9 protein-coding genes are annotated in these 12955 nt (G+C 36.8%); 1 reads left to right on the forward strand and 8 read right to left on the reverse strand.

What is annotated here, in order from left to right; genetic code table 11:
- Positions 1 to 4: 4 nt before the first annotated feature.
- The 5 genes from IIF7_RS18680 to IIF7_RS18700 form a co-directional block, all read right to left on the reverse strand.
- Complete coding sequence (locus tag IIF7_RS18680; RefSeq protein WP_084843205.1) at positions 5 to 2245, reverse strand: S9 family peptidase; 2241 nt, start codon at positions 2243 to 2245, stop codon at positions 5 to 7.
- 180 nt (positions 2246 to 2425) lie between these two features.
- On the reverse strand, positions 2426 to 3667 hold the full coding sequence (locus tag IIF7_RS18685; RefSeq protein ID WP_084843206.1) for an NAD(P)/FAD-dependent oxidoreductase: 1242 nt from the start codon (positions 3665 to 3667) through the stop codon (positions 2426 to 2428).
- Between the two features lie 10 nt (positions 3668 to 3677).
- Positions 3678 to 4679, reverse strand: coding sequence for a 4-hydroxyproline epimerase (locus tag IIF7_RS18690; RefSeq protein WP_084843207.1), 1002 nt, complete (start codon positions 4677 to 4679; stop codon positions 3678 to 3680).
- A 6-nt stretch (positions 4680 to 4685) separates the two neighbouring features.
- Positions 4686 to 6254, reverse strand: a complete 1569-nt coding sequence (locus IIF7_RS18695; RefSeq protein WP_084843208.1) for an aldehyde dehydrogenase (NADP(+)) — start codon at positions 6252 to 6254, stop codon at positions 4686 to 4688.
- A gap of 18 nt (positions 6255 to 6272) precedes the next feature.
- Entirely contained in the window at positions 6273 to 7190 is a 918-nt protein-coding gene (locus IIF7_RS18700; protein WP_084843209.1) for a dihydrodipicolinate synthase family protein, read from the reverse strand.
- Positions 7191 to 7325: 135 nt separating this feature from the next.
- On the opposite strand from IIF7_RS18700, the gene IIF7_RS18705 reads away from it, so the two are divergent.
- Positions 7326 to 8168: a helix-turn-helix domain-containing protein gene (locus IIF7_RS18705; RefSeq protein ID WP_084843210.1), complete on the forward strand. Its 843-nt coding sequence runs from the start codon at positions 7326 to 7328 to the stop codon at positions 8166 to 8168.
- Here IIF7_RS18705 and IIF7_RS18710 read toward each other — a convergent pair.
- From IIF7_RS18710 to IIF7_RS18725, 3 genes are all read right to left on the reverse strand, one after another.
- The gene (locus IIF7_RS18710) at positions 8165 to 9718 is read right to left on the reverse strand and encodes a M61 family metallopeptidase (RefSeq protein WP_084843211.1); all 1554 of its coding nucleotides are present in this window, start codon (positions 9716 to 9718) and stop codon (positions 8165 to 8167) included. The genes IIF7_RS18705 and IIF7_RS18710 overlap by 4 nt on opposite strands.
- A gap of 161 nt (positions 9719 to 9879) precedes the next feature.
- Positions 9880 to 11247, reverse strand: a complete 1368-nt coding sequence (locus tag IIF7_RS18720) for a DUF1735 domain-containing protein (protein ID WP_176219008.1) — start codon at positions 11245 to 11247, stop codon at positions 9880 to 9882.
- Between the two features lie 16 nt (positions 11248 to 11263).
- The gene (locus IIF7_RS18725; protein WP_084843214.1) at positions 11264 to 12955 is read right to left on the reverse strand and encodes a RagB/SusD family nutrient uptake outer membrane protein; all 1692 of its coding nucleotides are present in this window, start codon (positions 12953 to 12955) and stop codon (positions 11264 to 11266) included.

The following is a 12955-nucleotide window of genomic DNA, read 5'->3' on the forward strand; positions in this document are numbered from 1 at the left end:
TGGATTAGTTGTAAACCTTGTCCCATGATGGCGGATCTACCTCTAATAAATGCTTCACGAAAAAGTCTCTTCGTTTACGTTCGCCAAAAACACCTCCAGAAGTATGATTTTCTCCCGGTAAAACCACCAAATCAAAATCTTTATTGGCTTTTATCAAGGCATCTGCAAATTGCATGGTAGATGCAGGGTCTACATTATCATCTACTTCCCCAACGATAAGCATTAAATTTCCCTGCAATTGGGCTGCATTTTCGATATTTGAATTTGCCGCATAATGTGGGCCAATTGGATATCCCATCCATTGTTCGTTCCACCAAATCTTATCCATTCTGTTATCGTGACAACCACAAGAAGCTACGGCAACATCATAAAAATCTGAATTAAAAACCAAAGCAGCACCTGCACTTTGTCCACCGGCAGAAGTACCTCGAATACCCACTTTATCGGCATTCATATAAGGATATTTTTCAGCCGCAGCAGTGATCCATAATTTACGATCTGGGAAACCGGCGTCTTTTAAATTTTGCCAGCATACATCATGAAAGGCTTTAGATCTGTTAGAAGTTCCCATCCCGTCGATCTGTACCACGATAAATCCAAGTTCAGCTAAAGAGCTTAATGCCCAGTAATAACTACTGAATTCCTTCGGAACAAAAGAATCGTGCGGCCCTGCATAAATATATTCGATGATGGGATATGTTTTTGAAGGATCAAAATTGGTAGGTCTTACGATAATTCCCCAAATATCAGTTTCGCCATCTCTTCCTTTTGCGGTAAAAACTTCAGGTTGTTTCCAGCCTGTTTTTTCTAATTCACTAATATCTCCTTCTTCTAAAGCTAATATTGGCTTTTTCTTACCTGTTTTTTTCAGAACAGTTACTGCCGGCATATCTACTCTGGAATATTGATCTACGTAATATTCTTTATCTGGAGAAAAAGTCACTTTATGGTTTCCGTTTTCAGAAGTAAAACGGGTGAAATTCATTCCGTCGAAATCAATTCGGCAATAATGGATCAAATAAGGATCCTGGCCTTTATCCAGACCGCTGGCAGTGAAATAAATTTGGCGATTTTCGTCATCTACTTCCACTACTTTTCTAACCGGCCAGTTTCCTGAAGTTATTTGATTTTTAACCTTCCCGGTATTGCTATCGTAAAGGTAAAGGTGATTGTATCCATCACGCTCTGATGCCCAGATAATCTCGTCTTTTCCTTTTACATCATGGCGATACTTTTTACCGCTATAATCGATAAAAGTAGGGCTGGTTTCATCGATTATCGCTGTAGCTTTTCCTGTTTTTGCATCAACTTTAATTACCCGGTATGTCTGGTGACCACGCTGATTGAACTCGAATGTAAACGAAGAACTGTCGTCTTTCCATTGATAATTATAAAGTGAAAACTGAGCATTAAAAAGATCTGTTGCTACCGGAATGTGCTTTTGAGAAGTTACATCAAAAAGTTGCGGACTCTTAAAATCCAACTCATCTCCGGGCTTTGTATAATCTCTGGTATGTAATTTTGGCTGAAGCTGATCGTCTGGGCTGGATTCTACAAAATAGATATCATGCTGTTCTCCCGGTCTTACTTTATACGCAACTATTTTTTCGCTATTTGGCGACCAGATAATATTTGCAGCATAAAAGAAACCTTTGGTACCGTCGAAACTTAATTGTGTTTCTTTTTTTGTTTTATTGTCTTTTATATAAAGATTAGAATTCTTTATAAAAGCGGTATATTTTTTATCCGGAGATGGTACAGGATCGCCTTCACGCTCGTTTCCTCTTCTACCCCAGTATCCTCTGTCCCAATTTCTACGCGGAACATTTTCGATCACGCTAAGCTTGTATGCAGCAAGATCTATATTGTATTTTATGGTATCTAGCTGAAATTCCAAATTCGATTTATTTTCATCGAATTTTAGATTAGAAATATCGATTTTGGAACTTTCAATGTCCTTTTCTAATTTTTCTGAAAGTGCAGCTGCTAGTTTTTGATGATCAAAAGCTGATTTTTGTTCTTGTGTCTCAGCATTTACAAAAACATATTCACTTCCTTCCTTGGTATTATTTTTATACCAAAATTCGTTTTTATTTAACCAGTTAAAACTGCTTGGCGTATTAAAAACTTTATTTCTGAAAAGAGTATCCAGGGATTCTGCTCTTTTATAATCTTCTACTGTTCCCTGAGCGAATAGACTACTAAAACACAGGAGATTAAAAAGAACTAAAAATTTTCGTTTCATATAGCAAATTTTTCAGAATAAATTTAGTTGATCTTCTCCTGAATTTGCTAAAATATATTAGCTTATACTTGTACTATATTAACTAGAATTTTATTTTTTTTAAACCTAATGCGTATTTATTATATATAATATGTAATATTTTAAGATTTTAGTTAACACTAAATTCAGTATAACTTAAAACTAAAACCGCTCCAAATCAAATGGTTCTAATAAAACAGAAGTAGTATTAGCGTCTATAATTTCAGACATTAATTTACCTGTTATTGGGCCAAGACTCCATCCCATCATCGCATGCCCAGCAGCGACATTAAGATTTTTGAATTTTGAAGATTTTCCAATAAACGGTAAACCATCTGGAGAAACAGGTCGTAACCCACTGGTAGCCGATTGTTTTTCTTCTGAAGTCAGTTTGAATCCTGAATAAAAACTTGAAGCTGCATTAGCAATCGCTTCTACCCTATTTGGTAAAATAGTACTGTTATCACCAGATAATTCCATCGTTCCAGCAAATCTGGTAAAGCCATCCATTGGTGTAACCGCCACTTTTGCTTCGGTTAAAATTGCTGGTAAAGTAATATTAGTCTCTCTGGTAATATTCATACTATAACCTTTACCGGGTTGGATAGGAATATTAAGACCTAATTTTTTAGCAAGCGGGAAGGTCCAGCTTCCTGCAGCCATAATAAATTCGTCGGCTTCTATAGTATTGGTTTCTGTCGTGATAGCTTTAATTGTTTTTCCATCTACTTCTAAACCGGTAACCGTTTCCTCTAAAACAAATTTCACCCCTTTATCATCCAACCATTTTTTCAGGTTTTTCATAAAGAGATTTGGTGTACTATGTGCATCACATTCATAATGAACTCCGCCAATAACGTCTTCGCTAAACTGAGGTTCCAGATCATGCAATGCCTTTTTATCCAAAACACTAACATCCAGACCTAATTCTTTTCCTTTTTCAGCAAGTTTGGCTTCGTGCTCTTCGTTCTTCGCACTTTTATAAACCATAAGAAGACCTTTACGCTCCATGTGAAAATCAAAATCTAAAGATGCTAACATCTCAGCGTAAAGGTCTCTACTTTTTTCATTTAATTCCTTAAGCACAGGAATAGCTTTCGCTACTTTTTGTTTAGTTGAAGATTTTTTGAAATACCAGGACCATTTGAAGAAATCCATATCCCATCGCGGTTTTATATAAAACGGACTAGAATTATTGAACATCCATTTAATTCCCTGGTTAATCATTCCAGGTTCTGCAATTGGCACAAAATGACTGGGAGTCACATAACCTGCATTAATAAAAGAAGCGCCATCTGTGATATTACCTTTATCTACTATGGTAACATCGTGGCCGGCTTTTACCAAATAATAAGCCGAGCATAAACCAGTAATTCCACCACCAATAATTGCAACTCTCTTCATAATCTAAATTTTAAAGTACCTGAAATCCGTGAGCATAAGGATCGTCATCATCGATAACGATATTATTATAACCGGTAACCATTGCCCAACCTTCTATACTTGGCACAATCGCTTTTTTACCGCCTAATTCTGTCTCTTCTTCTATTCTTCCAATAAACTTACTACCAATAATACTTTCGTGTACAAAAAGATCACCTTTTTTAAGCTTTCCTTTAGCATACCAGTGAGCCATTCTTGCTGAAGTTCCTGTACCGCAAGGTGAACGATCTATAGCTTTATCGCCATAAAAAACAGCATTACGAGCGGTAGAAGTTTCATCGATCACAGCACCTGTCCATTGGATATGACTTAAACCAAAGATCGTAGGATCTTCTGGATGAATAAATTCGTGGGCCTCGTTTAATTTACTTCTTAACTCCCTGCTCCACGTAATTAATTCACTGGCCTGGTAATGCTCTAAACCTTTAAAGTTTGCCTGAACTTCTACAATAGCATAAAAATTACCACCGTACGCAACATCAACTTTTAATTCGCCAAGAACATCGCTATGTACACTAATATCTTCTTTTGCTAAATACGATTTGATATTTACGATTTTAACCGATTTTACTTTTTTTCCTTCCTGAACATAACTCACTTTTACAAGTCCCGCCGGAGTTTCCAGCCTTAGCGTTCCAGGATTTTTGGGAGAAACCAAACCTTCTTCGATTGCGACCGTTACGGTACCAATCGTTCCATGCCCGCACATTGGCAAACATCCACTGGTTTCAATAAAAAGGATTCCGCAGTCATTTTGGGGATCTGAAGGTGGAAACAAAATGCTTCCACTCATCATATCGTGACCGCGTGGTTCAAACATCAAACCACGACGAATCCAATCGTATTCCCGCATAAAATTTTGACGCTTTTCACTCATGTTCTTTCCTTCGATAAACGGGCCGCCACCAGCAACCACTCTTACCGGATTCCCACAAGTATGGGCATCAACACAAAAAAAAGTTTTTCTTGCCATTAAAATCTATAAGCTATCTGTTGTGTATTTATTATTGATATTACGTAAAATTCCTAAAGGATTTTCATCTTTTAGTGCCTGCGGAAGCAATGCCTGTGGCCAGTCCTGGAAAGAAACCGGTCTTACCCATCGTTGTACCGCAGTTAATCCTACTGAAGTAAATTTAGCATTAGACGTTGCCGGGAATGGCCCACCATGCGTCATCGCAGCACAAACTTCTACACCTGTTGGTACACTGTTATAGATGATTCTACCTACAGTATCGGTTAAGGTGTCGATAATCGTTGCAAATTCACTTAATTCTTTTTCTTCGGAATTTAATACCGTACCGGTTAGCTGTCCTTCTAATTGCTGAAGCACTTCTGCCAGTTCTGTTTTATCTTTACATTTCACCACTACTGAAAATGGCCCAAATACTTCTTTATGAAAGTTTTTATTCTGAAGGAAATTAGCACCAGAAACGGTGATTACCTGCTGTCTACCAAAGTTTGGCGCAACTTCACCATCGTATTTGCTAACTTCTGTATAACCTTCTTGTGCTAAAACTTCAGATTTTGAAGCTTCATATTGATTTTGAATCCCAGGACTCAACATCACTGAAGGGGCAAGATTCGATAAATTTTCCCCTAATTTTTCAACAAAACTATCTAAAGCAGCGCTCTCTATTCCTAAAATTAGTCCGGGATTTGTACAAAATTGTCCACATCCAGCAGTGATCGAACCAGCATATTGCTCGGCCCAAAAATCTCCTTTAGCTTCTAAAGCAGATGGTAAAGCCAAAACAGGATTAATACTTCCCATTTCTGCATAAACCGGAATAGGCTCTGGGCGATCTGCAGCTAATTTAGTAAGCGCAGTACCTGCTTTGTAACTTCCGGTAAATCCAACCGCTTTTATTTTTGGATGTTTTACCATCCACTCACCTACTTCAATTCCTTTACTGTTTAGATTGGAGAAAACACCATCTGGCATTCCGGTTTTCTTAGCGGCTTTAATGATCGCTTCAGAAACCAATTCTCCCGTACCTGCATGTAAAGGATGAGATTTTACGATAACCGGAGACCCCGATGCTAATGCACTAGCAGTATCTCCACCAGCCGTAGAAAATGCAAATGGAAAATTACTTGCCCCAAAAACAGCTACCGGTCCAAAAGGCACCTGCATTCTTCTAATATCAGGTTTTCCTTCAGGATTGCTAATAATAGCTTCTACCCAGCTACCTTCTTTAAGCATCGTAGCAAAAGCTCTTAATTGCCCGGTTGTACGAGCAAATTCTCCGTTAGAACGTCCTTCTGGTAAGCCAGATTCTGCTCTATAAATTTCCTTTAAAGCTTCAGCATTTGCCTCTAATTCCTCAGCAATTGCTTCTAAAAATCCAGCTTTTTCAGCATCAGATTTTTGTTTATACACTTTAAAAGCGGCTGCCGCTTTTTCTACAGCAGCATCAACCTCCTGGGTTGTAGCTTCAGTAAAAATAGCGGCAGTTTCTTTATTTTCTTTTGGATCAAAAGTTTTAAAGGTAACATCACCTTTACCTGAAAGCTCCTCACCAATATAATTTTTTCCTGTAATCATGCTTTCTGTTTTCTTGATTTATAAAGATTTGTATTCTACTAATTCTGGTCTTACAGCCATTGCAGCATCAATGATTCCCTGTACTCTTTCTCTTTCAGCTCCCTGTAAAACTAATCTTGGCGCTCTTACATACTCGGTCCCTAAACCAGTTGCAACTTCAGCCAATTTGATATTTTGTACTAATTGCGGAGAAATATCCAATTCTAATAATGGCATAAACCATCTGTAGATTCTTAAAGCTTCTGCGATATCTTCTGTTTTTACTAATTTATAGATTGCTACAGTTTCTGCAGGATAAGCCGCTACTAAACCAGCAACCCAACCATCTGCACCAGCTACCATACTCTCTAATGCTAATGTATCTACACCACATAAGATCTTGATACGGTCACCAAATTTATTCTTTAAACGTGTAACATTACTAATATCACGAGTAGATTCTTTTACTGCTTCGATTGTAGGACAATCTGCTAAAAGTTCTTCGAACATCTCGATAGTAACTTCGATCTTATAATCTACAGGGTTGTTATAGATCATAATTGGCAGCGATGTGCTTTTTGCGATCTCTTTAAAATATACTACAGTCTCGTGATCTGTTGCTTTATAACGCATTGGTGGTAACAACATTAATCCTTGTGCTCCCCAAGCTTCAGCATTTTTTGCAACCTGAATCGCTTCAGTAGTAGACTGCTCGGCAATATTAATGATTACCGGCACCTGTCCTGCTGTAATTTCTAAAGTTTTCTTTACAAGCGTTTCCTTTTCTGCCGGTGTAAGAGTACTTGCTTCACCCAAAGTTCCTCCTAAGATGATTCCGTTTACACCTGCTTCCAGTTGTGCGTTAATGTTCTTTTCAAAGGTTACTAAATCCAGTTTGTCGTCTTTTGTGAATTTAGTGGTTACTGCGGGCATTACCCCTTCCCATTTTATTGCCATGTGTTTAATTTTTTAACAAAAATATATGCATTAAATCGCTTTCAATTTGTATTGATTAGCTAAACCTGATACGATATTACCATATAAATTGCCTAATTCGGTTTTTTTTAATAATATTTACAAAAACTCACACCAATGAAAGTCTTACCATTTAAAATCCCTAAGCCAGAGAAGGAAGCTTTGGTTTATCAGGAGGACCATGAAATTATATTTTATGATAAACTTCACCAGCACGAGGAGATACAAATTAGCTATATTATGGAAGGTAGCGGCTCTTTAATTGTTGGTGATAGTATTAACGAATATCAGCCCCACGATATTCTTATTATAGGCGAAAATATTCCGCATGTTTTTAGAAGTGATGCAGAGGCTCATCCAAATTCTATCATGTACACCTTATTTTTTACCAAAAAGTCCTTCGGAAAAGAATTTTTCAATCTAACTGATCTTAGCGGAATACAGAAGTTTTTTGATGAATCTGAATACGGAATGAAAATTAAGGCTGATGAAAAAAAGTTTCATCTTTTTAATAATCTGAAGCGGCAAAGTAAAATTGAAAGAGTAGCTACTTTATTATTATTACTGAATGAACTTACGCATGCCGAGCGGCAGCCATTGTCTTCGTTCGTTTACCAGAAAAAATATACCGAGGATGAAGGAAAACGAATGAACGATGTTTTTCAATACGCCATGGATAATTTTCAGGATAATATTTCTTTAGACGATATTGCAGATATTGCTTTTATGAGTAAAAATGCTTTTTGTCGATATTTTAAGAAAAGAACCAACAAGACTTTTTTTCAGTTTTTAATCGAAATAAGAATAGAACATGCCTGCAAATTATTATATAAAGATCAGGACTTATCGGTATCAGCGATCTCTGAACTTTGTGGGTTTCAGAATATCGCCAATTTTAACCGAAAGTTTAAAGAATTAAAAGGAGTGACACCTACACAATATAGGCAGCAAACCGATTAATGTTCTTTTAAAAGCGCATTTCTAATTTCAGATTGCAATTTGTTTTCAGCTTCAATCTTTATAAGCTGATATTCTTTTTCTACGATCTCAGTTTTTTCGTCATCTACTAGAGACATATCTAGCGCGAGTGCGGCGTGCTTCAGGTATTTTTCATAGTCTGGTGTTCCTGTAGATTCTACATAACTTCTTATTTCATCTAAAGAATTACCGGCCATTGTAGCCACTGTTTGCCAAAATTCATCTTCAGTATAACCTCTTCCCTGTTTGCGATAATATTCGTTGTACAAATAGCGCATCACATCATCTAGAGATTTTTCGTTCTCACTTTCATGACGAATCGCAATATCTAAAAGCAGCCCAATAATTGGCCCTTTTTGGTAATACGAAATTGTAGTTTCGTTGGTGATCTCGTCGTTATTTAAAAAGTGGTTCCAAACATCGAAACTCGATCTTTCTAAAGACATATGATCTTTACCTTCTTTATTTTCTATAGCTTTAAAATGACTGCTTAAAAAGTCTAAAACATCCTGGGAAGTTAATAATCCCGCGTCGCGCATAATCATGTATTCATAGTACACGGTAAAACCTTCTGCTACCCAAAGCATCGTGGTATAATTTTCTTTGCTATAATCAAACGGCCCTAATTCTATTGGCCTTATGGCTTTTACATTGTATAAATGAAAATACTCGTGCGTAAGAAAATTCATGAAGGATTTATACGCGTGATCGTTCTTAAAATCCATACTTCCGTAAGTGAAAACTGCCTGAGAATTCCAATGTTCTAAACCGCCGCCGCCTGGCTCCATCATAATAAAGGTGTAATCTTCAAACGGAATATGTTGCATAAGATCTGTAGTTCGCAGCATAATTTCACGAATATCTTTAGTGAATTTCTGTTCATCTAAACCTTCAGGAGTAGCGATAGATAAGGTAACATCTTTGCCTAATTGCTGAAATTCGATAATTTTCTGGTTGCCTAAATAAAACGGACTATCATAAAGAATATCAAAATTTTCAGCATAAAAATGGCCATTTTCAAGCTCTTTTAATCCTGTGGCGATCTCTTGCCATTGTTCAGGTAATTTAATCTGAAGACTGACCGGAGTATTGATCTTATCTTCAGGAAACATAAAAATATCGGTATTGGTTAAAAAGGCTTTTTCTTCTGAAATATTAGATTCGGCCACCGATTTTCGATTCGCGAACACCCGATAACTTACAACTATTTTCTCATTTTGGTCATTTTCGATAAGCCATTTATTTTTTGAAGTTTTTTGCCATTTTACAAGTTCTCCTGAAGTAGTTTTTACTTCAAAATCGATAATATGGGCAGGATTATCCAAAATCATATAATAACCTGGCGTCCAAACCGGTAGCACCAGCGTATTTTCTGTAGATTTTAGGTTTTTATACTGAAGTTTTACCTCAGCATAGTGATCTTTGGCGTTTTCGAACGAGATTTGATACTGAAGATCTGTATTTTGCTGAAAAGCAAGCACATTTTGAATCATTAGGGCGCAAAATGAGATAAAAATCAGGTGTTTTTTCATGAGTTTATAAATTTCCGAAGAAAAAAATTCTTCCTTTTTTTATACAATATCGGCCTATAGAAAAGGCACTTTCAAATTTCTTAAAATTAAAATTTAAATGAATAAAAAAGCAGGAAATATTTAGAATATCCCCTGCTTTTAAAACTAAACTAAATTCAAATTTATCTTCTCCATTCGTTAACCCCATCTCTTATACGGTTTCTCCATACAAGATTAGAATTTACGATGGTATAAAAATCGTTAAACTCGTAATCGATTCTATAATTCAGTGTAAAAGTAGAGGTCTCTGGATCGTAAGAGTTTTCTTCGCCATCTAGCATGGTAATACCAGATACTGCAGATTGCTCTTCGGCACTTGGCACCGGAGTTCCCCAGGTTCTCCATTCTAAGATTCCCTGTGAAGCTGTCGCTACAAAATGCATTCTTAGACGGTTTGTAGTTACTGAAAGTTCTGTATCATTAAACATGTTTGCATTTACACCAACTTCGTTCTCTACTCTAACCCAGGCCTCGGTTTCCATATCCCAGTATTCCATATAAGCATCGTAAGGAATTAAAATTCCGCCGTTATCTGTCCACCAGTAAATTTGCGATAAGGTGAAATTATACACATTATCACCATAATCGTATTCTACCCAGTTCCAAACATCGTCGTTTGGCCAGTTTCCGTAAGCGCCATCTCCTTTATCTGTACTGCTTGATGGTGTATAATCATCTTTTATCGCATTGATATTCTCCCAGGATGAAACATAAGAAGTAGCAAGTGCAACACCTTCATCTGTAACAGCTACGTTTTGCGGAGCATTATCTGCATTAGGATTTGGATAATATTCTAAGGTCACATTATCATGATCTGTAGGATTAACATTCATCATAAAATCACTACCTCTAAAGATCATTCCATCTGTTCTAAAAAGATCGTTAGAAAGTGTTGTCCCATTAATTACATTTTCGATTGCGCCAGAGTTTAATTCATTTCCTTCAAGATCGTAAGTTGTATAAGTAACATCTTGATCGTAATATCCATGAAATCTATTCATATAACTAAGTACCAAAACCTTTGTACTTTGCGTAGATAAAATAGAATCTGCATTAGTTTCAGTTAATCTAAATGGCAAGGCGTAATGTCTTTCTGTTGCCAATGGATCATTTAAAAAACGTGTTGAATCTAAAGCGATATTTACGCTACCTATAATATTTCCTGAAGGTATTACAAATTCTTCTGGATTACTTAGATCGTAATAATCTGAAGGTAAAAGTTCGTAATCTGTCCCGGTTAACAAAGAAGGATCGATATCGTAGCTAACATAACGTTCTTCATTATTTTCTATAACTCCGGCCAAATAAACCCCAAAATCCAGGTTTAAGCCTTCGTCTTTTACTACCGTTCTCCACATCGTATCTGGATCACCAGAACCACCATCTGCAGTAGTAAAAGCCACTGTTGTATGCGAATAATCTACACGGTAATCATCATAACAAGCCGTAAAAATAGACGCTACAAAAATTAATATTAGTAATCTTTTCATAGTATTATTGAACTTTTTAATTCCAACCATCATTTTGCGATAAATTATCCATTATAAGTACCTGCTCGAAAGGAAGCGGAACATATCTCATATATTCCTGATACTGGTGCTGCTCTACATCTATGTAGTTATACGTATACTCACCATCTCCAGACGGAGTTATTCTAACCCCTTCGATCGTGTGATTTAACTCATCATTCCATCTTCTGGTATCCCAAAATCTGAAACCTTCAAAAGACAGTTCGATTCTTCTTTCGTTATGAATAAAATCTCTAAAAGCATCTGTTCCAGCCATAGATTGCTGCGTTAAGTATTCGTCCTGAAATCCTTCAACCTCAGCATCAGAATCTATACCGGCTCTTCTTCTAATGGTTTCCATTACCTGAGCGGCAGAATACCCTAAAGAAGTATCGTCTGGACCAAGTGCTTCGTTAGCAGCTTCAGCAAAATTTAAATAAAGCTCTGTTCGGCTTAAATACACTTTAAATTTCTCGTCTGTTGTAGCATCACCGGGAGTTAAACGAACATTCATACTTAATTGCTTTTTCATGTAATATCCTGTGCGAGTTCCCTGCTGATTTAATCCACCAGCAGCATCCTGCCCACCAACAAATGTTTCTATGATATTACCGTTATAATCATCTCCATTATAAAAAATGAATCGCTCGAATCGTGGATCTCTATTTTCATAAGGAGCATCTTCAGCGTATAAATCGCTATCTTCTATTGGATAACCATCTGCAGCTGGAAAAGCATCTACAAGATTCTGAGAAGGATTTATATTACCTGAACCATATAAAGACGGAGGATAGTAAGTGCTCTCTAGTCCATTAGATATATAAGTTGGCTGAATCCAGATATTCTCAAAATTATCTGCATCATTAAAATTTCCAAATGGAGAAAGGTCTGTTAAACCACCAGAAGCATCCATAGCTTCTACAGCAGCATTAGCAGCTCTTAACCAAAGATCGCTCGTAGAAGGTCCATAAGCGGGACTGGCTGCATTTAGATAAACTCTTGCTTTTAAAGCTATCGCACCTAAACCAGATCCTCTACCACGATTGGCAAGACCAGAAAATGTTTCACTACCATTATTATACATTAGTGGTAATCTTTCTATCGCTAAATCACAATCACTAACAATTTGCGCAACAACTTCTTCGTAAGTATTTCTTGGAAGATCCAAAGTTTCTGCTTCCTCTAACGGAGTGGTTACAATTGGGATTCCCATTATTTGCCCATCTACTTCTCCAGCATATTGCTTTAAAAGTTCAGCATGATACCAGGCTCTTAAGAAATAAGCTTCACCTATACGCTGACTATTTTCAATATCGTTTTGAACAGGATCTGAAACCGAGTAAATAAGATCCTCTGCATGTTCTAAAAATATATTGATATACTTTATATTATTGTAATTCTCTGTCCATTTACCAATAGGATTGTTTTCTACCGTCCAGTTACCAACAGCTATCGCATTTTGCCCCGGTGTAGCAGGAACAGCATTATCTGTATACGTATCCATAGATATTTGCTCATCAATATCAGTATTTAAACCGGTATAAGCTCTGGTAAGCAAACCTTCACCGTAATTGGCGTGACTCCAAAGATCCTCGTCTGATTGATCTTGTATTGGATATGGCTCTACATAATCACATGATATCATTGCTGATAAAATGCCCGTAAATAGAAGTGTTTTATAAATTTTCAT

Source organism: Zunongwangia atlantica 22II14-10F7 (assembly GCF_002094855.1).
Taxonomy (GTDB): Bacteria; Bacteroidota; Bacteroidia; order Flavobacteriales; family Flavobacteriaceae; genus Zunongwangia; species Zunongwangia atlantica.